At 71.2% G+C, this 24,175-nt stretch carries 23 protein-coding genes; 8 read left to right on the forward strand and 15 right to left on the reverse strand.

Annotated elements, in window-relative coordinates:
- Nucleotides 1-176: 176 nt before the first annotated feature.
- The 4 genes from hpt to dacB form a co-directional block, all read right to left on the reverse strand.
- Complete coding sequence (gene hpt / locus ACFP1K_RS19745; protein ID WP_380755338.1) at nt 177-734, reverse strand: hypoxanthine phosphoribosyltransferase; 558 nt, start codon at nt 732-734, stop codon at nt 177-179.
- Nucleotides 735-747: 13 nt separating this feature from the next.
- Nucleotides 748-1,725, reverse strand: a complete 978-nt coding sequence (tilS, locus tag ACFP1K_RS19750) for a tRNA lysidine(34) synthetase TilS (RefSeq protein ID WP_380755339.1) — start codon at nt 1,723-1,725, stop codon at nt 748-750.
- A 1,388-nt stretch (nt 1,726-3,113) separates the two neighbouring features.
- On the reverse strand, nt 3,114-4,205 hold the full coding sequence (locus ACFP1K_RS19755) for a zinc-dependent metalloprotease (RefSeq protein WP_380755341.1): 1,092 nt from the start codon (nt 4,203-4,205) through the stop codon (nt 3,114-3,116).
- Between the two features lie 28 nt (nt 4,206-4,233).
- Complete coding sequence (dacB, locus tag ACFP1K_RS19760) at nt 4,234-5,610, reverse strand: D-alanyl-D-alanine carboxypeptidase/D-alanyl-D-alanine endopeptidase (RefSeq protein WP_380755343.1); 1,377 nt, start codon at nt 5,608-5,610, stop codon at nt 4,234-4,236.
- A gap of 127 nt (nt 5,611-5,737) precedes the next feature.
- On the opposite strand from dacB, the gene ACFP1K_RS19765 reads away from it, so the two are divergent.
- The gene (locus ACFP1K_RS19765) at nt 5,738-6,247 is read left to right on the forward strand and encodes an inorganic diphosphatase (RefSeq protein WP_380755345.1); all 510 of its coding nucleotides are present in this window, start codon (nt 5,738-5,740) and stop codon (nt 6,245-6,247) included.
- Between the two features lie 58 nt (nt 6,248-6,305).
- Here the strand turns inward: ACFP1K_RS19765 and ACFP1K_RS19770 are convergent, their stop codons facing one another.
- From ACFP1K_RS19770 to ACFP1K_RS19795, 6 genes are all read right to left on the reverse strand, one after another.
- Nucleotides 6,306-6,956, reverse strand: coding sequence for a hypothetical protein (locus tag ACFP1K_RS19770; protein ID WP_380755347.1), 651 nt, complete (start codon nt 6,954-6,956; stop codon nt 6,306-6,308).
- 17 nt (nt 6,957-6,973) lie between these two features.
- Nucleotides 6,974-8,626 (reverse strand): RNA polymerase sigma factor, encoded by a 1,653-nt coding sequence (locus ACFP1K_RS19775; protein ID WP_380755349.1) that lies wholly within the window; start codon nt 8,624-8,626, stop codon nt 6,974-6,976.
- Nucleotides 8,627-8,888: 262 nt separating this feature from the next.
- Entirely contained in the window at nt 8,889-9,989 is a 1,101-nt protein-coding gene (locus ACFP1K_RS19780) for a saccharopine dehydrogenase family protein (RefSeq protein ID WP_380755351.1), read from the reverse strand.
- Nucleotides 9,990-10,075: 86 nt separating this feature from the next.
- Entirely contained in the window at nt 10,076-10,843 is a 768-nt protein-coding gene (locus ACFP1K_RS19785; RefSeq protein WP_380755353.1) for an FxLYD domain-containing protein, read from the reverse strand.
- Nucleotides 10,844-11,018: 175 nt separating this feature from the next.
- A complete protein-coding gene (locus tag ACFP1K_RS19790) occupies nt 11,019-12,629 on the reverse strand; it encodes an ABC-F family ATP-binding cassette domain-containing protein (RefSeq protein WP_380755355.1) in 1,611 nt (536 codons plus the stop codon).
- 57 nt (nt 12,630-12,686) lie between these two features.
- Nucleotides 12,687-13,268, reverse strand: a complete 582-nt coding sequence (locus tag ACFP1K_RS19795; protein WP_380755357.1) for a TetR/AcrR family transcriptional regulator — start codon at nt 13,266-13,268, stop codon at nt 12,687-12,689.
- Nucleotides 13,269-13,432: 164 nt separating this feature from the next.
- Between ACFP1K_RS19795 and ACFP1K_RS19800 the strand changes: the two genes are divergently transcribed.
- Together ACFP1K_RS19800 and ACFP1K_RS19805 are read left to right on the forward strand one after the other, a co-directional pair.
- On the forward strand, nt 13,433-14,518 hold the full coding sequence (locus tag ACFP1K_RS19800; protein WP_380755359.1) for an MFS transporter: 1,086 nt from the start codon (nt 13,433-13,435) through the stop codon (nt 14,516-14,518).
- Between the two features lie 52 nt (nt 14,519-14,570).
- Entirely contained in the window at nt 14,571-14,828 is a 258-nt protein-coding gene (locus tag ACFP1K_RS19805; RefSeq protein ID WP_380755361.1) for a hypothetical protein, read from the forward strand.
- Between the two features lie 7 nt (nt 14,829-14,835).
- On the opposite strand, the gene ACFP1K_RS19810 is transcribed toward ACFP1K_RS19805, so the two are convergent.
- Nucleotides 14,836-15,492, reverse strand: a complete 657-nt coding sequence (locus tag ACFP1K_RS19810) for a LysE family translocator (protein WP_380755363.1) — start codon at nt 15,490-15,492, stop codon at nt 14,836-14,838.
- A 176-nt stretch (nt 15,493-15,668) separates the two neighbouring features.
- Here ACFP1K_RS19810 and ACFP1K_RS19815 point away from each other — a divergent pair, with 176 nt between their 5' ends.
- The 4 genes from ACFP1K_RS19815 (at nt 15,669) to ACFP1K_RS19830 (ending at nt 18,608) form a co-directional block, all read left to right on the forward strand.
- Complete coding sequence (locus ACFP1K_RS19815; RefSeq protein ID WP_380755365.1) at nt 15,669-15,986, forward strand: hypothetical protein; 318 nt, start codon at nt 15,669-15,671, stop codon at nt 15,984-15,986.
- A gap of 154 nt (nt 15,987-16,140) precedes the next feature.
- Nucleotides 16,141-16,821: a DUF998 domain-containing protein gene (locus tag ACFP1K_RS19820; RefSeq protein ID WP_380755367.1), complete on the forward strand. Its 681-nt coding sequence runs from the start codon at nt 16,141-16,143 to the stop codon at nt 16,819-16,821.
- A 21-nt stretch (nt 16,822-16,842) separates the two neighbouring features.
- Nucleotides 16,843-17,214 (forward strand): YciI family protein, encoded by a 372-nt coding sequence (locus ACFP1K_RS19825; protein ID WP_380755369.1) that lies wholly within the window; start codon nt 16,843-16,845, stop codon nt 17,212-17,214.
- A gap of 32 nt (nt 17,215-17,246) precedes the next feature.
- The gene (locus ACFP1K_RS19830; RefSeq protein WP_380755371.1) at nt 17,247-18,608 is read left to right on the forward strand and encodes an RNA polymerase sigma factor; all 1,362 of its coding nucleotides are present in this window, start codon (nt 17,247-17,249) and stop codon (nt 18,606-18,608) included.
- Here the strand turns inward: ACFP1K_RS19830 and ACFP1K_RS19835 are convergent.
- On the reverse strand, nt 18,599-19,231 hold the full coding sequence (locus ACFP1K_RS19835; protein ID WP_380755373.1) for an HNH endonuclease family protein: 633 nt from the start codon (nt 19,229-19,231) through the stop codon (nt 18,599-18,601). The genes ACFP1K_RS19830 and ACFP1K_RS19835 overlap by 10 nt on opposite strands.
- 352 nt (nt 19,232-19,583) lie before the next feature.
- Between ACFP1K_RS19835 and ACFP1K_RS19840 the strand changes: the two genes are divergently transcribed.
- Nucleotides 19,584-20,087 (forward strand): SRPBCC family protein, encoded by a 504-nt coding sequence (locus tag ACFP1K_RS19840; RefSeq protein WP_380755375.1) that lies wholly within the window; start codon nt 19,584-19,586, stop codon nt 20,085-20,087.
- A gap of 6 nt (nt 20,088-20,093) precedes the next feature.
- Here the strand turns inward: ACFP1K_RS19840 and ACFP1K_RS19845 are convergent, their stop codons facing one another.
- Genes ACFP1K_RS19845 through ACFP1K_RS19855 form a run of 3 tightly spaced genes read right to left on the reverse strand, consistent with a single transcriptional unit; the run spans nt 20,094 to nt 24,155 of the window.
- Nucleotides 20,094-20,561: a hypothetical protein gene (locus ACFP1K_RS19845; RefSeq protein ID WP_380755377.1), complete on the reverse strand. Its 468-nt coding sequence runs from the start codon at nt 20,559-20,561 to the stop codon at nt 20,094-20,096.
- Nucleotides 20,558-22,801 (reverse strand): phosphotransferase, encoded by a 2,244-nt coding sequence (locus tag ACFP1K_RS19850; RefSeq protein ID WP_380755379.1) that lies wholly within the window; start codon nt 22,799-22,801, stop codon nt 20,558-20,560. Before ACFP1K_RS19850 ends, ACFP1K_RS19845 begins: the two co-directional genes overlap by 4 nt.
- A gap of 1 nt (nt 22,802) precedes the next feature.
- Entirely contained in the window at nt 22,803-24,155 is a 1,353-nt protein-coding gene (locus ACFP1K_RS19855; RefSeq protein WP_380755381.1) for a B12-binding domain-containing radical SAM protein, read from the reverse strand.
- Between the last annotated feature and the right edge of the window lie 20 nt (nt 24,156-24,175).

Genomic DNA, 24,175 nt, shown 5'->3' on the forward strand with positions numbered 1-24,175 from the left:
AGAGAGCGGCAGCTCCCTGCGAGATCAGAAGGTACACCGGGCCGCGGCGCAGGGTCACTGCACCGGCGACACCGGCTTTGTCCTACCAACGTACGCCAGGCGGTCCGGTGTTCCCCACGAGGAGCCGGAAAAACGGAGCATCGCCCCAGTTGGCGAATGCTCGCTTCGCTCAGGGCTTACTCCGGGCTGTAGACATGACGGGCCAGGGTGCCGATGAAGGGAAGATTGCGGAACCGCTCGGCGTAGTCGAGGCCGTACCCGATCACGAATTCGTTGGGGATGTCGAAACCCACATATTTCACATCGATTGGCACCTTTACCGCTTCCGGCTTGCGGAGCAGGGTGCAGATCTCCACGGAGGCGGGGCGGCGCGACTCCAGGTTGTGGATCAACCACGACAGGGTCAGGCCCGAGTCGATGATGTCCTCCACGACCAGGACGTGGCGGTCGGCGATGTCGGTGTCGAGGTCCTTGAGCGTGCGCACCACGCCCGAGGACTTGGTGCCCGCGCCGTACGACGACACGGCCATCCAGTCCATCTGCACCTCGATGTGCAGTGAACGGGCCAGATCCGCCATGATCATGACCGCGCCCTTGAGGACACCGACGATCAGGAGGTTCTTGCCCGCGTAGTCCGCGTCGATCTTCCCGGCGAGCTCCTTGATCTTCGTCTGGAGTTCTTCCTCGGAGATGAGGACCTTTTCGAGGTCCATGCCCATGTCGGCTGCGTCCACCAGGGGTTTTCCTTCACGAGACGGTGCTGGCGAATATCAGGGTGCCATACCGCCTGACCACCCCGACCCCCCCGGGTAGCTCCACCAGCCGCTGCCCCCTCCACTCGGTGACCAGCCGCTCGACCTGCTCGACGTGCACGGCCCCCAGCGCGGACGCCGCCGCCCCCGCCGCCAGCGCCGCCCGGAGGATCACCCTCCTGCGGATCGCCGCGGGCAGGTCCCGCAGCGTCTCCACCCGCAGCCCCTCCCCCAGCTCGCGCACCTGCGCGTAGACCTCGTCCGCCCAGACGTCCAGCGCGTCCGCGTCGTCCCGGCACAACCCCGCCGTCCGCGCCAGCGCCTCGGTGACCCCTGGTCCCAGGGCCTGCTCCATGGCCGGAAGCACGTCATGCCTGACCCGCACGCGGGTGTACGCGGGGTCCTCGTTGTGGGGATCGTCCCAAGGCTTGAGCCCCAGCGCGTCACACGCGGCCCTGGTGGCCTCTCGCGTGATCTTCAGCAGGGGCCGCCGGTAGACCCCGAACCCAGCGGGCATCCCCGCCAGGGACCTCGTCCCACTCCCCCTGGCCAGCCGCATCAGCACGGTCTCCGCCTGATCGTTCAAGGTGTGCCCCAGCAACACCACATGGGCCCCGAGCCTCTCCGCCGCCTCGTCGAGGGCCCCATACCTGGCACTCCTCGCCGCCGCCTCCGGCCCCCCCTCCCCCCCGACCACCACGGTGAGCACCTCGGCCGGCGCCAACCCCAGCCTGTCGCCCAGCTCCGCGACCTGCCGTGCCCGTTCCGCCGACCCTTCCTGCAACCCATGGTCCACACTCAGCAGCCCGCCTCGCACCCCCATCCGCGGCGCCACGAACCCAAGACACGCCGCCAGCGCGAGCGAGTCACCCCCGCCACTGCACGCGACGAGCACAAGGGCATCTCGCGGCACCCCGTCAAGCGCCAGCCGTACAGCCCGTCGAATCTCCGCGACTGCGGGATGCGGTCCCATCCCCCCAGTGTCCTGCCACCCACCCCCCAAGCCACCGCCCACCCGCCATACGACGACCCCGACTTCACCCGGTTCCCGCCACCCCATGAGGGTTTCGTACATCGGCGCCGCGACGGCGGGACGTTGTACGGCGAACCCATCGCCGCCGTACGGCGCCCGGCCCGGCGTGTCTTCTGGCCGGCCGTTCCATGTAGGTGTCTGGTCGGGGACCGCCGTTGGCTGGTCGTGAATGGACTGGGAAACCTACTCGGGTTGGGGTGATCTTGGCCCACCCCTTGTCGTTCACAAGCTTGGCCACCACCGCCCACCCAACCCCGCCCCCCTCCGCCCGCGCACACGCCGCATCCCGTGACGAGCGCTATCCAGCGCCGACGCGGCGGTACGAGCGCCGCCCACCCAACCCCGCGCTCCCTCTGTCGGCGCACACGCGCCATCCCATGACGAGCGCTTTCCGGCGCCGACGCGGCGGGGCACACGCCGCCTGCCCAACCCCGCGCTCCCCCTGCCAGCGCGTACGCGGCATCCCATGACGAGCGCTCTGCGGCGCCGAGGCGGCGGGTGACGTCCCCCGAAGTGGTGTAACTCCTGGGGATCTTCGTGAAGGGTGTCGATGGCCCGCCACCTGGCGCCTAGGGCGGCGCGTTCATGATCACGGCCTCGGAAATCACACCACCTGGCGGGACGTCACCAGGCGGCGGGGCACACGCCGCCTGCCCAACCCCGCGCTCCCCCTGCCGGCGCGTACGCGGCATCCCGTGACGAGCGCTCTGCGGCGCCGAGGCGGCGGGGCACAGTACGGCGAAGCCGATGATCGGGCTGTGCCGTACTCCGTCGGCGTCCAACTGTCCACCGCTGCCGGCTGTGTCTTCGATCGGCGCCGCGACGGCGGGAAGCGGTACGGCGAAGTCGGCGCCGTCTTGCGGCGGACAACCCGGCGTGTACGACGCCGGGGGTGAATGGTCCTCGCGAAGGACGCGGTCCACGCGAAAACCGCAAGAGCAGGCATGGCCCGGGCATGGACCGGAACGTGCCGCGGTGGAGCAACTATGAGCCCGGCAGGCCCGGGGGTGCGGGGGTGTCCCCCGCATGAGCACAGCCCTTGCGGCTTCCGCGCGAAGCGCGCCCCTGGCAAGGACCATTTCAGTGGCGCCGTACACAACGCGGGTTGTCCGCCGTACGGCGGCGCCGATTTCGCCGTACAACGTCCCGCCGTCGCGGCGCCGGGAACACAACCGCACAGGGCGACGGGGACCCGGACGTACACGGCGGGTGTCCTGCCGTACGGCGGGTGTCCTGCCGTACGGCGGGTGTCCTGCCGTACGGCGGATGTCCTGCCATACGGCGGATGTCCTGCCATACGGCGGGTGCCCCGCCGCGCGGCGGGATGGTCAGGCTTGGCCGTTTACGGTGGGGAGTTGTTTGGGGTGGAGGACTCGGGAGATCCAGGTGGAGGGGGTGGCTATTTCGAGCTGGGTGGGGAGGGTTTGGGGGGAGGTCCAGACCTGGTTGAAGCCGTCTATGCCTGCTTCGGCCACTACCTCGCGGACGAAGGCGGAGCCCTCGGCGTATTGCTTCATTTTGAGGTCTACGCCTAGTAGGCGGCGGAGGGTGCGGTCGAAGCGGGAGCCGCCTTCGCGGCGGTGCTGGAACTTGGAGCGGATCTCGGCGACCGAGGGGACGACCGTGGGGCCCACGGCGTCCATCACGTAGTCGCCGTGGCCTTCCACCAGGGTCATCACGGCGGTCAGGCGGGCGAGGATCTCTTTTTGCTCCGGGGTCTGGATGGCGTCGATCAGGTTGCCCTCGCCGCCCTTGATGGCGTCGGCCACGGCGTCGGAGGCGGCGCGGAGGCGGTCGAGCATGGTGCCCAGATCGAGGTCGGAGGCCAGGAGGAATTCGGTCATCTGGGCGCGGACGTACTCGCGGAGCCAGGGGACGCCGGTGAACTGGACGCGGTGGGTCTCTTCGTGAAGGCAGACCCACAGGCGGAAGTCACGGGGGTTCACGCCGAGCTCGCGCTCGGTGTGGACGATGTTGGGGGCGACCAGCGTGAGCCGGCCCGTGGGGGCCTGGCCGTTGGGGTCGGGTGGCAGGAACAGCTCGTACTGGCCGAGCACGCGGGCGGCGAGGAACGCCAGGACGGCACCCACCTCGACGCCGGTCACCCGGGAGCCGACCGCGCCCACGATGGCGGGGATCTGCGACCGGCGGGAGTTCATCCGCTCGGTCAGCGGCTCCAGCACGACGCGGAAGCCGTCGACGTTGGCCCGGATCCAGCCGGGACGGTCGACGACGGTGGCCTCGACGGGAGCCGCGGCGCCGTTGATGCGCGCGAACTCCTGGACATGCCCCTCAGCCTCGCGGGACAGCCGCCTGAGCTCGTTGACGGCTTGCCTGGCCTCCTCTCGGCTCACTTGAGGCCCGGGGCGCACTAGACGGACACCGGTCGCGACGGCCAGATCCCAGTCGATCACCTGCATGTTCACCACCGTACGTCGCGCGGCGCCTTCACGAGCAGCCGCATCGGGACACGAGCGTGGCCAATCGGTCCAGCGCGGCCATCGCGCCCGCCGGATCGGCCACCTCGTCGGCCATGAAGGCGAAGGCGACCAGCCGTCCTTCGGCGGTCCTGGCAAGGCCGGTGAGTGTGTTCACTCCGTTCAAAGTGCCCGTTTTGGCGCGCACCATGCCCGCACCCTGCCGCGTGTCCGATCGCCCGTACCGGTTGTCCAGGGTGCCGGTGAAGCCGGCCACCGGCAGCCCGCTGAGCAGTGACCGCAGGCGCGGGTGGCCCGGGGAGGCGGCCAGGGACACCAGCCGGGCGAGCGCCGCGGGGGTGATGCGGTTGCGGGTGGACAGCCCGCTCCCGTCGTACACGACCACGCCCTGGGCGGCGCCGAGCTTCTTCAGCACACCCTGGACGGCCTGCGCGCCCCCGGCGAAGCTGCCCGGCCGGCCCTCCTTGATCGCGACCTGGTGGGCGAGCGCCTCGGCGAGATCGTTGTCGCTCACGGTGAGCATGTGCTCGACCAGCTCGTACACCGGGGCGGACTCCACCCGGGCGACCTCCGCCGCGCCGGACGGCGCCCGCGCGCGGTCCACCGACCTGGCCGCCTTGATCCCGTACTTGCCGAGCAGGACGCGGAACGCCTCGGCCGTCGAACGGGCCGGGTCGGCGTACCGCGCGTCCCGGTCCGGGTCGGTCCGGCCCTCGTCCATGGTGAGCGCGGACACCGGGGCGACGCTGCCCTCGGGGATGTACCCGGGCTTCCAGCCGGTGGCGGTGCGCGGCCCGGAGAAGAGCGAGTCGTCGTAGCCGAGGGTGACCGATGTCACCTTCTGCTCCTTGAGGGCCTTCGCCGTGCGGGCCGCCAGGGTGGCCAGCGTGGCGGGCCTGGGGTAGGTGCCGGGTTTGCCGGACCCCGGCCCGGCCAGCATCACGTCGCCGCCGCCGACCAGGACGATCGAGCGGCCCTTGCCCAGCACGACCCGGGTGGCCATCCGGGTGTCGGGGCCGAGCGACGTGAGCGCGGCGGCGGCCGTCACCACCTTGGTCGTGGACGCGGGCGTGAGGCCGCTGTCGGCCCGGCTGCCGAACAGCCGGTCGCCGCCGGCGACGTCCACCACGACGGCGCCCACGCTGGGGCCGAGCGCCCTGTCCCCGAGCGCCTCGGTGAGCCGGGCCGCGAGGCTGCCCTTGGCCGGGACGGATCCCTGGGGGCCGGTCACGAGCACCGGCCCGGCCGTCACAATGGGCACGGGAGTGGGTGTCGGGGAGGCGGCCGCGACCGGGGGACGCGCCGTCGCGGCGTCGAGCCCGCCGCCCGCCAGCAGGTGGGCGCCGGCGGCACCGACGAACACTTGCAGCGCGGCGAGCGTCGCCACGGCAACCAAGCGTTCACGGCGCACCACGTCACCGACCTCTTTCCCGCATGCGTCATCCTGGATATACGCCTACGAGACATTAATGCCCATCCGGGAGTGCCGGGTGGGCGTGAGCGGAGGAACCGCGGTGGAGTTCGACGTTGTCGTTGAGATCCCGAAAGGGCAACGCAACAAGTACGAGGTGGATCACAAGACGGGACGGATCCGGCTGGACCGCCTGCTCTTCACCTCCACGCAGTACCCCGCCGACTACGGCTTCATCGAGGAGACCCTGGGTGAGGACGGCGACCCGCTGGACGCGCTGGTGCTCCTGCAGGAGCCCACTTTCCCCGGATGCCTGATCAGCTGCCGCGCGGTCGGGATGTTCCGTATGACCGACGAGAAGGGCGGCGACGACAAGGTCCTCTGCGTGCCCGCCACCGACCCGCGCATGGAACACATCCGGGACATTCATCACGTTCCGGAGTTCGACCGTCTGGAGATCCAGCATTTCTTCGAGGTCTACAAAGATCTAGAACCCGGCAAGTCCGTCGAAGGCGCCAACTGGGTGGGCCGGGTGGAGGCCGAGCTGGAGATCCAGCGCTCCATCAAGCGCCATCTGGAGCACATCGCCACCGCGGATCCCGCGGACCACTGAGCGCACCGGCGGCCCGGGCCATCGCCCGGGCCGTTCCGGTTTCCGGTGACGCACGGTCTCAGGACAGGCGCAACAGACGGGTGATCCACGGCCGCAGGTCGCCCTGGGGCGGCAGGGCGGCGCGGGGGTAGGTGAAGACCGGGGCCTCGTGGCCGTAGGCGGCGTGGAGCTCGGCGGCCTTGCACCAGTCGGCGACGGTCCGTGCGGTGGCCCAGGCGGCCCCCAGGGCGGGCCGGGCGACCCGGTGACGTTCCCACACCCGCATGAGCGTCACGGTGGCCTGGGCGGCCGTGAAGCCGTCGTCGGGGTAGGCGGTGCCCGCGAGGTACGGCGCGGTCACCTGGCCCGCGAGGCGGGTGCCGAGCACCCAGGTCCAGTTGGAGATCACCAGGCCGAGCACCGGCCCGGGGACGGCGGCGGCGGCGCCGTACATCAGCTGCTGCCGCGGCCCGGTGAGGCGGCAGCCCGGCCAGAGCCAGCCGATGTCCCCGGGGATGTCGGCGCCCGCCAGCCAGCCGAGCACCGCCAGGCCGCGGGCGGTCTGCAGGCGGCACAGTTCGAGCACGTCCCGGGACGTGCGCGGCGCCGGGCCGAGCCACACCGGCCAGTCGGCCCTGTGCACGCGGGGGGCGAGCCGGGCCAGCTCGGGCGGGACCGGCTGGGGGTACACCCGGGGCCCGAGGAGGGGGTCGTCCCGGACGGTGTACACGGGCGGCGCCCCCGCACTCAGAAGCGCCCCCACGCCCCGGACGCGCCTCGCCCCGCCCCGAGACCGGCCCACCGCGACCCGGAACCGGCCTGGGACATCTGAGCCCCGGAACCGATCTGGGACATCCGCGCGGCGGAACCGATCTGGGACATCCGCCCGGCGGAACCGGCCTGGGACATCCGCGCGGCGGCCAGCCTGGCCCAGGGCGCCCACGCGGCGCGCGACCGGGGGAGGAACGCCGCCTCGGAGGCCGGGGCCGTGGGCGCGGGGGACCGGAAGGCCGTCGCGCCGACGGTGCCGCTGGGGCAGGGGGTCGCGCGGCGGCGGTGCGGCTTCACCGTGGGGTCCAGGCGGGGCGAGGCGGTCGGCTGGGACGGGGTCAGGGTCGGCGGGGCCGTGGGAAGGCTCGCCGTGGGCGGCGCGGCGGGCGGCGACGGGGTGGGGCGGGCCGTCGGCGGGCGAGGCGTGGCATGGGGCGGGGCGGACGGCGGCTGGGGCCTCGGGGGCGGGATCGGGACCGGCGGCGGGGTCGACGGGGTGGGGGTCGCGCGGCGGCGGGCGGCGTACGGGACGGTGCCGTGGCGGGAGGCCGACGGGCTGCCGGCGATCGGGGTGAGGGTCGGCCGGACCGCGCTCGGGGTGCCCCGCCGGGGGGGTTCCGTGGCCGTGCCCGCGCCGCCGGCCCCGGAGCCGGCGGACGGCGGCAGGGACACGCCGCCGGGGAGGGCGGCGGACACGGGGGCGGTGGCGCCGAGGATCTCGTTGACGAGGACTAGGGCCGCGCTGACGATCGCGACCGCCGCCACAACGCCCGCCAGAAGGCGAGGACGCCGCCTGGTCCCTTTGGGGTCCGGAACGGGAAACCCGTCACCGTCGAGCAGGCCGGTGCGGCGGGCGACGAACCGGCGGTAGGGGACGAGCTCGGGGTCGATGAAGCAGCTCATCACCCGGACCCGCAGCGTCTCGGGCAGCACGGGGGCCGGGAGCAGCTCGAAGACCTTGGCGGCGGACACCTGGCGCTCGCCGTGCGGGGAGCAGTCGTCGCACTCGGCGACGTGCAGGAGGAGCAGGGCGCGCGCCTCGTCGTCCAGCACGCCGTCCCGCCCCGCCAGCAGGGCGTCGCGGTCGGGGCAGACCCCGGAGGGGGCCCGCGCGACGATCTCGGTGGTGACGAGGTCCTGGAGCCGCAGCGAGGCGGTGTCCCGCAGTTCCTCGGCCTGCTCGGGACCGATGCCGAGCACGGCGGGGAGCTCGGTCTCGGGGATGCCGTGCCGGGTGAGGAGGTCGAGGACCTCCCGCTCGTCGTCGGGCAGGCCCTCGACGGCCGCGATGGCCACCAGCCGTAGTTCGGCGTCCTCCCCCGTGGCGGGCACGGGCACGCCGGGCACGGTGGCGTCGCGGTCGGTGAGGGGCAGCGCCTGCCTGCGGCGCATGCACTCTCCCCGGGCCAGGGCGTACAGCCAGGCGCGGAGCCGGTCGTGGCCGGCGAGCGCGTGGACGTGCGCCTCGGCCGCGATCAGCGTGTCGCGCAGCGCGACCCCGGCGCCGTCGGTGTTCGCGAGCAGAGCCCACGCGTACCTGTAGATGCCCTCGGCGTAGGTGTCGTACAGGGTGGCGAGAGCACCGGGTTCGCGGGCGCGCAGGGCCTCGACCAGGACACTGTCATTCATGTCACCGACAGTAAATGCTCGGTAACTGTTGTCTCCAGCGTTTCCCGCATGATGACCTGCGTTGTGTTAATACCGTAATGAAAGAGCGCAAGGCAGTTCGCCGGGATTTCTCCCCGCTATCGGTATCAGCGCGGCGAAACCGGAGATTCTTCCTATCGAGCCACCGGTACCCACCAGACCCAGCGGATGGTGACATCGTGCCGTTTCAGGTGCTTTACCCGGGGGCGTGGGCGATGCACATAATCCGCGAGCCGTCCACCCGTCACGGCAACGCGTGCAGCCCGGCGTCCGCGCATCCCCGGACCAGCCGCTCCAGCCCGAACGCCTCCACCGGCCCCACCGCGCCCGGCCCGGCCACCCCGTCGGCCGCGGCGGTGACGGCGCCCCACGCCAGGATCCTGGCCGTCACGTCGTAGGGATCGCCCCCGCTCAGCTCCACCGCGGACAGCCTGGTCCCGTCCCGGTCGTACGCCTCGGCCACCACCAGGGTGGCGAGGCCGGACACCGCGGGCGTCCCGTCCCGGTCGGCCGAGCGGATCACCCGGTCGGCCACCGCCTCGGTGACCCGCTTGGCGCCGGGGATCGCCGCGACGTACGGCGTGGCGCGGGCCACGACCCCGGCGACGCGGGTGAGGCCGCCGAGCCATCCCATATAGACGTTCACCTCGCGCAAACCGGAATGCGTGCGCGGCAGCGCGAAATGTTCCAATGCGCCGATCGACAACCCGTGCCGCCTGCGGCCGTTCACGAGAAAAACTCGTGTACGCCCGTGTTGGTGCAGAATTCGGCCGTCCCGGAAGCTGTACATCGGTTCGAGTATCGCCCCGAGCGCGGACGCGCGGGTGCCCGTACTGGCCCTGCGGGCGATATTCCCCTGGACGAAATAGCCGATGTCCACGCGCACCGCGTCGTCCCCGGCCTTCTTCAGGGCCAGTGCGGCGGCGACGTTCCCCGGCACGTAGTCGTACCCGAACGCGGTGATCAGCGTGGCCCCGGCGGCCGCGGCGGCCGGGCCGTACCGCTGGAAGATCCGCCGGATGAACGTCGGCTCCCCCGTCGAGTCCAGGTACACCCCGCCGGCCTGGATGGTGGCCTCGACCGCGGGCTCGCCCCAGCGGGTGAACGGCCCCACGGTGGAGATCAGCACGCCGCCGGGCCTGACGAGCCGCCGTACCGTGGCGGGGCGGTCGACGTCGGCCACCACGGTGGGCAGTTCGACCGGCAGCGAGGAGGCCAGCGCCTCAAGCCTGGCCTGGTCGCGGCCCGCGAGCACCGGGTGGACGCCGTGCGCCAGCAGGGCCCGCGCGGTGAGCCGCCCGGTGTACCCGGTGGCGCCGAAAAGGACAATCCGGGGGGATGTCATGTAATTACCGTAACTCCCCGGTGATTTCAAGATCCATAGCGGGGCGGCGGGGTCGCCCCGCGCTTCCGCGACCGCCGGTCCGGCGCTCACGGCCGGTGATCCTCCGGCATGGCCTGATTCCCCCGGTCGTTGACGAACGGCGGCGTCTTCGGCTTGCCCGTCGTCGGCACGGCCGCCCCGCTCAGCGCCAGTTCCTCGTACGGCCGGGCGCTGGACCCCCAGGTGCGCGCGGCGACCTCCGTGCGCGCCACCGGCCCGGCGGCGTTCAGGCCGTCCACGGTGAGCACGAAGCGGCGAGGCGTGCCCGCCCGCACGTCGTCCACGTAGGTGCTGGCCCCGCCGAGCAGCCTGCCGTCCTTGTCGCGCAGCAGCGCGGTCACCACCAGGCTGGTCGCGGCCTTCTGGTACGGATTGGCCACCGCCCCGGTCACGAGGTACGACCCGTTGCCGAGCTTCTCGGTGTTGGCCGCCGAGACCGGGAACGGCACGAACGCCGACGGGATGCGCGCCGCGCGCCGCCACTTGGCCGGGGTGAACGTCAGCTTGACCTGGGCCGGCTTGGCCGACGCCATGGCCTGCCCGCTGAACCTCAGCGCCCCGGAGGGCGGCACGGCGTCCAGCGGCTGCTCGGTGCGGACGACCTCTTTGCCCGCCGCGTCCTTCCCGACCACGGTCGCCGCGACGTTCTCCCCGAAATGCCATCGGTTGGGGTTGCTGATGACGCCCGCCCAGGTGACCACGAAGCCACCCGTCCCCTGGGTGACCGAGGAGGTCTGCTCCTTGATCACGAGCGGCTTCAGGCCCTTCTTGGGCGCGGGCTCGTCCGCGCCGCACCCGGCGAACAACGCCGCCACCGCGACGAGCCCTAGCCCGAGTCCGCGTGCTGTCGTGTTTCGACTACGCTGGGTCACAAGGCCGTCATAGCCCGGTTAGTCGGGCGTGACTCCTCCGACACGCGCGAGCCAGGCGAAGTTTTACGGTTCCAACCCTCCGAAACCACCCACCCGGCCCTTTTCGATCACCGGCGACTCACCGGCGGCGCACCACCCGGGCCTCGTCCCAGACCGGCTCGGGCGACTCGTACACCCGGCCGTCGGAGCCGAACACCAGGAAGCGATCGAAGTCCGCGGCGAACCAACGGTCGTGCGTCACGGCCAGCACCGTGCCCGCGAACTGGTTCAAACCGTCCTGCAGGGCCTCGGCGCTGGCCAGGTCGAGGTTGTCGGTCGGCTCGTCCAGCAGCAGGAGCGTCGCGCCGGACAGCTCCAGCAGCAGGATCTGCAGCCGGGCCTGCTGCCCGCCGGACAGCGTCTCGAACCGCTGCTCGGCGATGCCGCCCGCCAGCTCGTAACGGGCCAGTGCCTTCATCGCCTCGTTCTTCAGCCGGGCGTGCTCGGTCATCACGATCTCGCACGGCGTGCGCCCGCGCAGGTCGGGCCGGGCGTGCGTCTGGGCGAAGTGGCCGGGCACCACCCGCGCGCCGAGGCGCATCGTCCCGGTGTGCGCCACCGGTTCGTCCGCGACCAGGCGCAGGAAGTGGGACTTGCCCGAGCCGTTCGACCCGAGCACCGCGACCCGCTCGCCGTACCAGACTTCCAGGTCGAACGGCCGCATCAGGCCGGTGAGCTCCAGGCTCTCGCAGATCACGGCGCGCTTGCCGGTACGGCCACCGCGCAGCCGCATGCTGATCATCTGGTCCTTGGGCGCCTCCTCGGGCGGCCCGGCCTCCTCGAACCGCCGCAGCCGCGTCTGCGCCGCGTGGTAGGCCGGGGCCATGCCGTCGTTGTACGTCGCCTTCTGCTTGAGCATGGCGACCAGACGCTTGATCTTCGCGTGCTCCTCGTCCCACCTACGGCGCAGCTCGTCCAGGCGCGCGTTGCGCTCGCGGCGCGCCTCGGCGTACGTCGCGAAGCCGCCGCCGTGGATCCACACCCCCCCGGACTCGACCGTGACGATGCGGTCGGCGGAGTTGGCGAGCAACTGACGGTCGTGCGACACCATCAGCACCGTCTTGTCGGTCTCGCGCAGCGCCTGCTCCAGCCACAGCTTGCCGGGCACGTCGAGGTAGTTGTCCGGCTCGTCGAGCAGCAGCACCTGGTCGGGGCCGCGCAGCAGCGCCTCCAGCACCAGCCGTTTCTGCTCGCCGCCCGACAGGGTGTTCACCTCGCGGTACTTCACGTTGTCGTACGGCGCCCCGATGGCCGCCATCGTGCAGGTGTCCCAGAGCACCTCGATGTCGTAGCCGCCCGCGTCGGTGTAGTCGGTGATGGCCTGGGCATAGCGCATCTGCGTCTTGACGTCGTCGCGCTCCATCATGGCGAGCTCGGCGTCGTCGAGGCGGCGCGCGGCCTCGCGCACGCGGTCGGGGGCGACCGACAGCAGGAGCTGGTGCACGGTGCTGCCGTCGCGCAGGCCGCCGATGAACTGGCGCATCACACCGAGCCCGCCGGAACTCACGACGCTGCCCTCGACGGCGCGGATGTCGCCCGCGATGAGGCGCATCAGGGTGGTCTTGCCCGCGCCGTTCGGCCCGACCAGCGCGGCCTTCACGCCCTCGCCGATCCGGAAGGACACCTCGTTCAGCAACGGGCGGCCGTCCGGCAGTACGTAGGTCAGCCGGCCTACCTCGACATGTGCCACGACGATCCCCTCCACTGCTCCTCGCGGAGAGTACCTAGCGCGACCGGCTCGACGCACCTAGATATCGGCCGCGCGCGGGCGCAGCCCGTCGAGGACGATCGCCGCCGCGCGGGCCTGGACCTCGCGCCCGGCGTGCTCGCCCGCGCGGGAGACGCCGACCATCAGCGCCAGCAGCTCGGCGACCCCGACGTCGGGCCGCACCGCGCCGTCGCGCTGGGCCCGGGCCAGCAGCCGTTCCAGCGCGGACCGCATGCGGGCGCCGAACTCCGCGGTGGTGCCGCCGACGTCCACGCCGGCCTCGGCCAGCGCGCCGGTGTAGGCGTTCTTGCCGCCGGCCTGCTCCACCACGTGGGTGAAGAAGCCGAACAGCGCGGCCCCGGCGTCCCGCGCGTCCGCCAGGGCGTCGGCCTGCTCGGCCAGGCGGCGCAGGTGGTCGACCAGGACGGCCGCGAGAAGCGCCTCCTTGGTCGGGAAGTGCCGGAACACGGTGCCGATGCCCACCCCGGCCGCGCGCGCGACCTCGTCGGTGGAGGCGCCGGTGCCCTTGGCCGCGAAGACCTCCTCGGCCGCCGCGAGGACCCGGGCCCGGTTGCGGCGGGCGTCCGCGCGCAGCGGTCTGCTCGCCCCGGCCGAAGTCATGCCCCGATCCTAAGCCGCGCCGCGGGCCGTCCCCGTGCCGGAAAATACGCTTTCCCCGCGCCGTCCGTGGCCGTAGTGTCACGCGTATGAGACGACGACATTGATCCACACCTGAGGCGGGCCTCGCCCGCAGGCTGTACACGTACGCGTTCCTCGACGACCTCGTGCTGCTGTACCCGGTGTACCCGCTGCTGTTCGCCGAGAGCGGGCTGTCCACCGCCGAGATCTCCTCGCTGTTCGTCATCTGGTCGGTGACGTCGTTCACGGTGGAGATCCCCTCCGGCGTGTGGGCCGACATGTTCTCCCGGCGCAAGCTCGTGGTGATCGGGCCGCTGCTGACCGCGGTGGGCTACGGGCTGTGGACCTTCCTGCCCTCCTACCCCGCCTTCGCGGCAGGCTTCATGCTGTGGGGCGCGGGCGGCGCGCTGAGCTCGGGGGCGCTGGAGGCGCTGGTCTACGAGGGGCTGGACCGCGTCGGCGCGGCCGGTTCCTACGCGCGGCTGATCGGCCGTTCGCACGCCATCGGCACCACCGCGGCGCTGGTCGCGACCGCGTTCGCGGCGCCCGTCACGGCGGTGGGCGGGTACCACGCGCTCGGCGTCGCCAGCGTGGCGACCCAGGTGCTGTGCGCGCTCGCCGGGCTCTCGCTGCCCGAGTCCCGCGCGCCTGCCGAGCGCGAAGAGGGCTACTTCACCGTGCTGCGCGCCGGGCTGCGCGAGACGCGGCGCAGTCCCGCCGCGGGCCGCGCGATCCTGCTGATCATCGTGCTCATGGGCGTGGGGTCGCTGGACGAGTACGTCCCGCTGCTCGCCGCCGCCACCGGCATAGGCGCGGCGGCCGTGCCGCTGCTGGTCTTCCTGGCGAGCGCGGGGGTCCCGCTCGGCGGGTGGTTCGCCGGCCGCGGCACCCGCTGGACGGCACCGGCGCTCGTCCTCGGCGCCGCGTGCCTCGCCGCCGGGGCGGTGAGCGGTCACCCCGCCGGGCTGGCGGTGGTCGGCATCGCCTACGGCGTCTTCCAGTGGGCGACCGCCAACGCCGAGGCCCGGTTGCAGGACGCCATCACCGACGGGGTCAGGGCCACCGTCACCTCGATCGCGGGCTTCGGGAGCGAGGTGCTCGCGGTGCTCGCCTTCGCCGCGTTCGCCCTGGGCTCCGCGTGGAGCGGCCCGGGACCGCTCTACGCACTGGCCGCCGTGCCCTATCTGCTCATCGCGGCGACCCTGCGGCGCGCACGGGGTGGGCGGACATGACAGGATTCCCCCCATCGAAACAGCGGTGACGCGTGTCCCGGGGGAGGCCAAAGTGGATGACGACGACTTCGTCCCCGTAGGCGAGGCCCTGTCCGGGCTGACCGTCGCTCCCCTGCCGGACGGCTGGACTGCCCTCGGCGCCATCATCCTGGTCAAGTGCTTCGACGAGGAGGGGCGCTCGTCGTGGGCGTTCCGCCGCACCGACGGGCTCAACGACGAGGAGCTGCTCGGCGCGCTCACCGTCCGGACCGACCTGCTGCGCCGCGAGCTGCTCGACGCGTACACGGGCGACGACGAAGAGGACGACTGACCGGCTCTCAGCGGGTCTCGGCGACCATGCGCAGCCCGAGGCCGATCAGCACGACGCCGGAGACGCGCTCCAGGCGGCGGCGCACCGAGGGCCGGTCGGCCACCAGGCGAGCCCGGCCCACCAGCCAGATCACCGCGCCGTACCACAGGGTGTCGATGACGGCCCAGACCACGGCGAGCAGCAGCAGCGTCGCGAGGACGTTCGCGCCGGACGGCACGAACTGCGGCAGGAACGACATGGCGAACACCGCCGCCTTGGGGTTGGCCAGCACGGTGCCGAGCCCCAGCAGGTACGACCGCCACCACCCGTCCGGGCCGCCGGACACGGGCGGCACGGCCCCCGCCGGCTCCGCGTGCTCCGCGCCGGGCCCCTGTTCCGGCGCGGACCTGCGGGCGCCGCGCAGGGACTGCGCGCCCATCACGAGCAGGGCGGCGGCCCCGGCGATCCTGATCACGTCGTAGGCCACCTCGGAGGCGGCCACCAGGGCGGACAACCCGGACGCGGCGGCCACCGCCCACAGCAGCACGCCCGTCTCGTTGCCCAGGGTGGCGGCGAAGCCCCTGGACCGGCCCGAGCGCAGCGTCTGGCGCAGGATGACGGCGGTGCTGACGCCGGGGATCATCGCGACCAGCACGCACGAGCCGATGAACGCGAGCAGGAACATGCCACCATCGTGCTGATCCGCTCCCCGCGCCGGCAACGGGTTTGTTGACGGGGCGTGCCGGTGTCCCTATCTTTAGGAAAGTTTCCTAAGAATAAGCGTGCACGACGGCGACCTCGCCGGCTCCGCCCGACGCGGGCACGGTGCCCACCGGCCCGCCAACGCCCCAGGAGTCACGCATGACCAAGAGAAACACCAAGTGGGCGGTATCCGCCTCCGTCACCGCCCTGCTCACCGCCGGCCTGGTCGCCGCGACCGGCCCCGGCGCCGCCGCCGTGCCCACCGGGTGCGGCGTCCAGTACAGCGCCGTGGAACGCTGGGCCACCAGCTACTGCGCGTCCGGCACCGGCGAGCACCGCGTCCGCGTGCTGCAACGGCACTTCCTGCCCGAGGTCGGCCTGATCCCGATCATCGGCCCCTGGCAGCCCGCGGGCACCGTCTCCTACACCGGCATCAGCCCGCACACCATCGTCAACGTCTGGGTCGAGACCCGCTGACGTCACCGGAGGGTGTGCCCGCGCGGCGCTAGCCCGCGCGCGGGCACACCCTCGGAAAAAACTTTTCCGCGGGTCGTCGATTTCCTCGCTCCCCGTTCGAGGCGTAGGCAAAGGGACCGGAACCTCCGGGCCCGCCTCGAAGGAGAGACCCACGATGACCTCGCACACGGCCTCGTCCGGGCGACCGATCGACTGTGACCGGCCCACCTCCGTCACCCGGGCGCTGCTCGCCTACGGCGCCCTCGCGGGGCCGTTCTACGTGGTGACCGCGCTGGCCCAGGCGCTGACCCGCGACGGGTTCGACCTCACCCGCCACCAGTGGAGCCTGCTGAGCAACGGCGGGCCCGGCTGGATCCAGATCGCCAACTTCACGCTGACCGGCCTGATGACCATCGCCTTCGCCGCCGGCCTGCGCCGCGCCACCCTCCGCGCGGCGGCCTGGCTGATCGGGGTGTACGGCGTGAGCCTGCTCGGGGCGGGGGCGTTCCGCGCCGACCCGGCGCTCGGCTTCCCGGCGGGCGCGCCGGACACCGTGGCGCAGGTGAGCTGGCACGGCATGCTGCACTTCGTCTGCGGCGGCGTCGGGTTCGCGTGCCTGATCGCGGCCTGCCTCGTGGTCGGCCACCGGTTCGCCCGCGAGGGGCGCGCGGGATGGGCCGCGTTCTCCCGGGCCACCGGTGTGCTGTTCCTGGCGGGCTTCGCCGCGGTGGCCTCGGGGGCCGGCGCGACCTGGACCAACCTGGCGTTCACCGCTAGCGTCGTGCTGGCCTGGGCCTGGATGTCCGCGCTGGCGATCCACCTCTACCGCCGTCCCGCCCCCCGCCCGGTCGCCTGAACAGATCCCGGAGACGTCACCATGCGATACATCATGCTGCTGCACGCCGCCCCCGCCACCACGCCGCCCCCGCCGGGGCTCATGGAAGCCATCGCCGCCCTCGGCGAGGAGGCCGCCAAGTCCGGGGCGCTGCTCGACAACGGCGGGCTCGCGCCGAGCGCGGACGGGGCCCGGGTCGAGCTGGCGAAGGGACGGCTGACCGTGACCGACGGGCCGTTCACCGAGGCCAAGGAAGTGATCAGCTACGCGCTGTACGAGCTGCGCTCCAAGGAGGAGGCCGTCGAGTGGGCCTCCCGGTTCCTCGGCCTGCACCGGGACCTGTGGCCCGAATGGGAGGGCACGACGGAGATCCGCCGCGTGTTCGGCCCGGAGGACTTCGGCCCGCCCGCCTGAGCCCGGCCGCGAAGATGATTGGATCGGTGGCCATGACGGCCACCGATCCGCAGCGCACCACCCACCGCGCGATCGAGGCGGTCTGGCGGATGGAGTCCGCCAGGCTCGTCGCCGGGCTGGCCCGGATCACCGGCGACCTCGGCCTGGCCGAGGAGCTCGCCCAGGACGCCCTGGTCATCGCGCTGGAGCAGTGGCCGGCGGCGGGGGTGCCCGTCAACCCGGGGGCGTGGCTCATGGCCACCGCCAAGCACCGCGCGATCGACCATCTGCGCCGCCGCGGCCGGTACGAGCGCAAGCTCCAGGAGATCGGCCGCGAGCTGGAGACCGGCGGCGAGGGGCCCGACCTGGACGCCGCGCTGGACGACCACATCGGCGACGACCTGCTCCGGCTGATCTTCACGGCCTGCCACCCGGTGCTCGCCACCGAGGCGCGGGTGGCGCTCACCCTGCGCCTGCTCGGCGGGCTCACCACCGAGGAGATCTCACGGGCGTTCCTGGTCGCCGAGCCGACCGTGGCGCAGCGCGTGGTCCGGGCCAAGCGCACGCTGGCCGCCCGGCGGGTGCCGTTCGCGATCCCGGAGCCGGACGAGCTCGGCGGACGGCTGTCCTCGGTGCTGGAGGTCATCTACCTGATCTTCAACGAGGGGTACTCCGCGACGGCGGGCGACGACTGGATGCGGCCCTCGCTGTGCGCCGAGGCGCTGCGGCTCGGCCGGATCCTCGCGGGCCTCGTGCCCGGCCAGTCCGAGGTGCACGCGCTGGTCGCGCTGATGGAGATCCAGGCCTCCCGCGCCCGGGCCCGCACCGGGCCGTCCGGCGAGCCGGTCCTGCTCCTCGACCAGGACCGCCGCCTGTGGGACCGGCTGCTCATCCGGCGCGGCCTGGCGGCCCTGGAGCGCGCCGAGTCGTTCGACGTCGCGCCGGGCCCCTACGCCGTGCAGGCCGCCATCGCCGCCTGCCACGCCCGCGCCGTCACCCCCGGCGACACCGACTGGGCGCGGATCGCGGCGCTGTACCAGGTGCTGGCCTACATCTCGCCCTCGCCGGTGGTGGAGCTGAACCGCGCGGTCGCGGTCGGGATGGCCGACGGCCCGGCAGAGGGCCTGCGGGTGGCCGACGCGCTGGCACCGGACGGCGCACTGCGGAACTACCCGCAACTGCCGGCCGTACGGGGCGACCTGCTGGCCAGGCTGGGCCGTCACGCCGAGGCGGCCGGGGAGTTCCTGCGCGCCGCCGCGCTCACCCGCAACGAGCGCGAACGTGCCCTGTTCGCCGCCAGGGCCGCCGGCTGCGAGCGCGCGGCGCGGGACCGTCCCGGCCCCGCCGGGGAGGCGGGAGCCGGGACGGCGACGGGCTCGGCGGGGGCCGAGCGGGGCGACAGCGGTCAGCAGTAGCCGAGCATGGTGGTCAGCGCCGACTTCTCCGCGCTCTGCAAGCTCAGGCCGTAGTAGTACTTCACCTGGATCCACGCGCGGGCGTAGGTGCACCAGAACGCGGTCCGCGACGGCTTCCACGTGCTCGGGTCCTGGTCGCCCTTGGCCTGGTTGACGTTGTCGGTCACGGCCCACAGCTCGGGCCCGCCGAGGTCGTTGGCGTACGTCTGCCGCCGGGAGGTGGTCCAGGCCCACGCGCCCGACCGCCACGCCTCGGCCAGCGGCACCATGTGGTCGATGTCGACGTCGGAGGCGGCGCTCCAGGTCGCGCCGTCGTACGGGCTGTACCAGCTGCCGGACGTGGCGGCGCAGGAGGAGTCGGTGACCACGCCGGTGCCGTCCCGCTTGAGCACGCTCTCCCGCGTGTTGCAGGCGCCGGAGACGGTGATCCAGTGCGGGAACAGGTCGCGGTCGTAGGTGGACTGGTGGGACTCGGTGGCGACGGTGAGCGTGGCCAGGCGCGCGGCGGCCGTGCTCGCGGAGGGGATGTTGGGCGGGGTGGCCGAGGCCGGTGCGGAGGTCAGGGTGAGGGTGAGGATCAGGGTGGTGAGGGCGGCGATGACGCCGGCGAAGGCTCGCCTCACGAGCTTCTCCTTGCCGTCCGCCGCTCCGGCCAGCTGGGGGGACTGGGCACGAACGGAACGGTCAGACTGCTCGGAGAGTCGCTAAATCGGCATTGTCATGAAATATCAGACATTGCTTGGCAAGCCCTGTCAGGTTTGGAGACAATCGCCGTTAACCCGGCGGCGCACCCGGATGGCCTGCCACGATGCCCCGCGCCGCCCGGCCACCGCCGGGCAACCGCCCGCGTACGGCACGTGAAAATCTCGTAAACGCAGGTGAGCCCCTGTTCTTCCCGTCCCTCTGGTCACCGCCGTGCCGATCGTTCATCGTGGGAGCCGGGACACAGCACGGGCACACCACGAGGAGGACGGCATGGACGACTACGGGGTCACCGGTGCGCGCGTCGAGCTGGAGATGACCGTCCCCCTACCGCCCAAGCGCTTGTGGGACCTGATCACCGAGGTTCCCCGCATCAGCGACTGGAGCCCCGAGTGCCGCCACATCGCCTGGCTCGACCCCACGGCCCCCGAACTCCATCTCGGCTCCCGCTTCCAGTGCCGCAACCTCCGCCAGGGCGCCGTCTGGACCACCACCTGCACCGTCACAGAACTGGCCCCCCCACGCGCCTTCGCCTGGACCGTCCTCGACGACCGCGACCACTCCCAGCTCTCCTCCACCTGGCGCTACGACCTCAAACCGGCGGCCCCCGACCAGACCCTGGTCCACCACACCTTCGTCCACGGCCCCGGCCGCAGCCTCCTACGCGACTACATCGAAGCCACCCCCGAGATCGCCGCCATAATCCTCGACGTCCGCCTGACCGAACTCCACACCCACATGACGGAAACCCTCGACGCCATGACCCGCTCCGCCTGAGCCGCCTCAGCTCACCGAGGTGGACCGCCCGTCCCAGCCGGCGGACGCGTCCCCCAGCTCCGACAGAAGCCGGCACGTCGCCAGGCGCAGGTCGGTGAGATCGTCGTAGGAGCGCTCGAAGTCCGCGAGGTCGGCCGTCATGTTCGGCCGCTCGGACACGTGCCACAGCGCCAGTATGGGCTTGCCCAGCGCCTTCGCGTAGCCTGCCTCGATGTTCAGCCCCACCCGCTTGGAACCCGCGCTGGTGGTCAGGTCGAGCAGGACGGCGTCGGCCAGGGTGATGCGCTTGAAAGCGGCGGCCAGGACCCGTTTGACGGACGCACCCTCGGTGTTCCAGTTCTGCTCGTCACGAATGTGGGCGTATGTCGTCGCGCCAGCGTCCAAGGCCCCGAGGGTGATGAGTTCCAGCCGCGTCCGTAACTGGGCGAGATGCTCGCCCTCCAATGCATAGCAGACGAACACAGACCTGGTCATCGAACCCTCTCAAACGCGTAGTGAGCGAGCGCCAACCCTACTCTTTTCTCCACCTCGGGGAGATCGAACTTCAGGCGGCCGAGCAGAATGATTCCGAGCAACGAGTAAAAGAGTTCCGAGGAACCCAGAAGCTTGATCTCGGCGGGAAGTGAATCATATTCGAACAGAGATATCTCCAGTATCGACCTGCGATCCCTGCCGAACCTGCCGCGACCGTGCACAATGGCCTCCTCCAGTCGCACCAGCGCGGGCAGGCCGAACCTGTTGGCGACGAAACGAGATTTAAGGTCCGCGAAGAGATAGGCGACGTCGTACAGCGCGGGGAACCGCTCGCGCATCTTGCAGTAGTCGATGATGCCGAACCCCTCGCCACCGAACAACACGTTGCCCGCGTGCAGGTCCCCGTGAATCGGGGAGACGGTGAACGAATGGTGCTCACGCTCGAGGAACTCCTCGATCCGCCGCACCGGATCAGCCAGCACCTGCCGGTCGATCGCCATCCTGCTGCCCTCCCTGGCCACGTTGAGCCTGGCCAGCAGCGCGTCGTAGAAGTCGTCGCGCACCGCGAGCAGGCGGCCGTCCAGGTGCAGGGTGCGGCCGGGCATCACCTCGTTCAGGAGCACCTCGTCGTCGCCGGCGAGTTCGACGTCGACTTTGTGGTGCTCGGGGATGGTGTAGGCCCGCAGGATCCGCCGGCGCAGGTCGACCTCCGCGATGCGCACCTCGGCGCGCAGGTGCCGGTCGGACGCCCCGCCCGACCGGTAATGGATGGTGGAATCGCCGTCGCTGTAATGGGTGACCTGGACGCGGTATTCGGCAGGCAGGAATTCGTTGGCGTAGCGGCGGATGCTGCCGGCGTCCACCGGGCGGCCGTGTTTGTACAGCACCTCGTGCAGGTGGGACGAAAGCAGGCGGGAGAGCCGTGCGTGCACCTCGTCGTAATCGTAATGCACCGGCTGAAAAAGGCTGGAGATGTTGCCGATCGTGTCCTGCAGGCGCATACCGAGATGGTGTTGCGCGTCCTGATAAAGGATGCCTGCCAGTCCGTCCGCGGCCACCCCGCCGCGTTTTATGGTCATGAAGGCTGCGGTGCCGCGTGGTTTCACGAACCTGTCGAAATTGTCCTTTTCGGCCTTGAGCTCGTGTTCCGGGCCGATCTTCAGCACGGACACGTTGGACACCCGGAACTCGCCCGGGCTCTCGTGCTCGCGCACCTCCAGCACCGTGGCCCCGGACTTTCCCGCCCGGAATACCCTGTGCAGCGACACGTAAGTGGAGTCGTTGCCCTGGAACAACTTGCGGGCGATCCGTTCCATCTGCTGCCGCACCGGTTCGGTGAACGTGGCCGCGAGGTTCCCACCCCACACGATCTGCACGTCGCTCTCGCCGTCGTCCAGGGCGTACGGGATGAGCGCCCTGACGTTGGCGAGCAGCTTCGTGAGCGCGATCTCCTTCTCGGCCTCCGAGCGGTGAACCCGGCTGATGCCGTTCTTGACCCGCTCCGGCGCGCCGTCGAGGATCTCGCTCTGGAACGCCTGCAGCCATGCGCTCTTCTGCCCCGGCATGTCGCGCAGCAGGGAGAGCTTGTGCAGCACGAAGTCGTCGTTGTCGTTGACGTCGATGTAGCTGTGCACGCTGTCCATGCGGTCCATGCCCGACTCCATGAACAGGTCGGGGAAGTCGTCGAACGAGGTGAACGGAATGACGTGCCCCATGTCCCGCAGCACCTCGTCGAAGCACTGCGCGATCAGCTGGTGCTTTTTGCCGCAGATCAGGTGGTCGGGCGCCACCTGCTCGATGGCGGCCAGGCATTTGGGCACGAAGAGGATGTTCGGCGACGCCCACGCGCGGTTCTGCTGCTCGATCAGCTTTTTGACGCCGGGCGAGCCTTGGTCGTAGAGCCGGGAGTATCGCGACTGGATCTCGCGCAGCCTGGACTGAGGCAGGTCGAGCTCGGGGGTGCTGACGATCTTCAAGCGTGGCTTGGCGAAGCCAAGGTAGTTCCGGTAGAAGCCCTTGGTGAGCTCGATCTCCTCTTCCAGCCTGGTGCGGATGGTGCGGTTGCGCCGCTCGTGTTCGTCGTAGGGGATCAGCAGGAGCACGACGCTGTGACCGTCGAGCAGTATGCGGTACAGGACGTTGAGCATCTTCACGTGCCCGAGGTGGAACATCAGGCGGGGCCGGGCATGCATCAGGTAGGTGACCGGTTTGGTCCTGGAAGGCTCGCGGGTCGGGCTCATGTCAAGCCGATGGGTCGCCGATGGTGGCGTAGAAGGCGTTGATCATTGATTGGATCTCCGCTGGATCTACTTGGGAATATTTCGCGGCGGTGCCCCAGGCGTGTTTTTTGAAATAATCGGCGTCCACGTGGAAGTCGGCGTAGGAGAGCATGTCCTCCTCGGAGTGGCCTTCGGTGAGGAGGGTGGTCCAGAGGGCGGAGCCGGGCATCGGCTTGTACATGAAGAGTCTTGGGCGGAACATGTGGGCGGCGGAGTCGGCGGTGGTGGCGTGTAATCGTTCGGCCAGGTCGACGGTGAGGTGCATCTCTTCGCGGGACTCGCCGGGGAAACCGATGATGAAGTAGCCCTTTACCGATATTCCGGCGCCGGACAGCTGGGTGGTGAGGCGGAACAGGTCGTCGTCCTTGGCCAGTTTTCCCATGGTGCGGCGGCGGGTGAAGGAACCGGACTCTATGCCGAAGGACAGGCGGGTGATTCCGGAGCGGGCCATACGGGTGATCTGGTCAGGGGACAGGGAGCGGAGGAACTGCAGGGGGAAGTTGACCTCCCACTGGAGGTGCGGGTGCTCGCGGTCGACGAGGTCGAGGAACTCCTCCAGGTCGGCGTGGCCGTTGAAGGGGAGGTCGTCGACGATCTGGATGCCGCCGAGGCGGTGGCGGGGGATCAGGTCGCGCAGTTCGCGGCGGATGGAGGGGGTGGAGCGGCGGCGGTAGACGGTGCCGTTGCTCTTGCAGCTGCCGGCGCAGAACTTGCAGGTGAAGACGCAGCCACGGCTGATGGAGATGTCCATCCAGCGGCGGTCGTCGCGGAGGTAGGGCTCGGTGGCCAGGAAGCTCCGGTCGGGTACGGGTAGCTCGTCGAGATCCAGCGGGGTGGCCTCACCGGTGACGACGATGGCTCCGAGCGCGTCGCGGAAGTACACGCCGGGAACGGTCACCGGGTGCGCGCCTTTCAGGATCTCGACGATTTTCTCCTCGCCGTCGTTGCGCACCAGGACGTCCACGCGGCGCAGCCGGGAGGAGAAATGCGCGGGGCGCATGGTGGAGACGTGCGGGCCGCCCGCGACGACGGTGATCTCCCGATCGATCATCGCGGTTATCGTCTCGACGATCGAGAAGTTGATGGAGAACACGTTGAACCCCACCGTGCGGGGGCTTTCCGCGTTGATCCGCCCGGCTATCTCGGCGGGGGTGAGCTGCTTTTCCTCGGCGTCGAGCACCGTGACGTCGAAGCCGGCCTCCCGGGCCGCGGTGGCGACGTACAGAAGGCCGACGGGCGTGGAATAGGACGAGGTGTACCGGGGATATCTGGAATAATCATGGATCGGGCTGTTGACCAGGACGAGATCCGGCATCCGGTGGCCTCGATATCATC

The sequence above is a fragment of the Sphaerisporangium aureirubrum genome, from assembly GCF_042658925.1.
Lineage (GTDB): Bacteria > Actinomycetota > Actinomycetes > Streptosporangiales > Streptosporangiaceae > Sphaerisporangium > Sphaerisporangium aureirubrum.

Bases quoted from the DNA above. Each gene is read 5' to 3' on its own strand.
- tilS (WP_380755339.1), bottom strand. From the start codon at position 1,725: ATGGGACCGCATCCCGCAGTCGCGGAGATTCGACGGGCTGTACGGCTG.
- ACFP1K_RS19755 (WP_380755341.1), bottom strand. From the start codon at position 4,205: ATGCAGGTGATCGACTGGGATCTGGCCGTCGCGACCGGTGTCCGTCTA.
- ACFP1K_RS19775 (WP_380755349.1), bottom strand. From the start codon at position 8,626: ATGAATGACAGTGTCCTGGTCGAGGCCCTGCGCGCCCGCGAACCCGGT.
- ACFP1K_RS19780 (WP_380755351.1), bottom strand. From the start codon at position 9,989: ATGACATCCCCCCGGATTGTCCTTTTCGGCGCCACCGGGTACACCGGG.
- ACFP1K_RS19795 (WP_380755357.1), bottom strand. From the start codon at position 13,268: ATGACTTCGGCCGGGGCGAGCAGACCGCTGCGCGCGGACGCCCGCCGC.
- ACFP1K_RS19810 (WP_380755363.1), bottom strand. From the start codon at position 15,492: ATGTTCCTGCTCGCGTTCATCGGCTCGTGCGTGCTGGTCGCGATGATC.
- ACFP1K_RS19815 (WP_380755365.1), top strand. From the start codon at position 15,669: ATGACCAAGAGAAACACCAAGTGGGCGGTATCCGCCTCCGTCACCGCC.
- ACFP1K_RS19820 (WP_380755367.1), top strand. From the start codon at position 16,141: ATGACCTCGCACACGGCCTCGTCCGGGCGACCGATCGACTGTGACCGG.
- ACFP1K_RS19825 (WP_380755369.1), top strand. From the start codon at position 16,843: ATGCGATACATCATGCTGCTGCACGCCGCCCCCGCCACCACGCCGCCC.
- ACFP1K_RS19830 (WP_380755371.1), top strand. From the start codon at position 17,247: ATGACGGCCACCGATCCGCAGCGCACCACCCACCGCGCGATCGAGGCG.
- ACFP1K_RS19840 (WP_380755375.1), top strand. From the start codon at position 19,584: ATGGACGACTACGGGGTCACCGGTGCGCGCGTCGAGCTGGAGATGACC.
- ACFP1K_RS19845 (WP_380755377.1), bottom strand. From the start codon at position 20,561: ATGACCAGGTCTGTGTTCGTCTGCTATGCATTGGAGGGCGAGCATCTC.
- ACFP1K_RS19850 (WP_380755379.1), bottom strand. From the start codon at position 22,801: ATGAGCCCGACCCGCGAGCCTTCCAGGACCAAACCGGTCACCTACCTG.
- ACFP1K_RS19855 (WP_380755381.1), bottom strand. From the start codon at position 24,155: ATGCCGGATCTCGTCCTGGTCAACAGCCCGATCCATGATTATTCCAGA.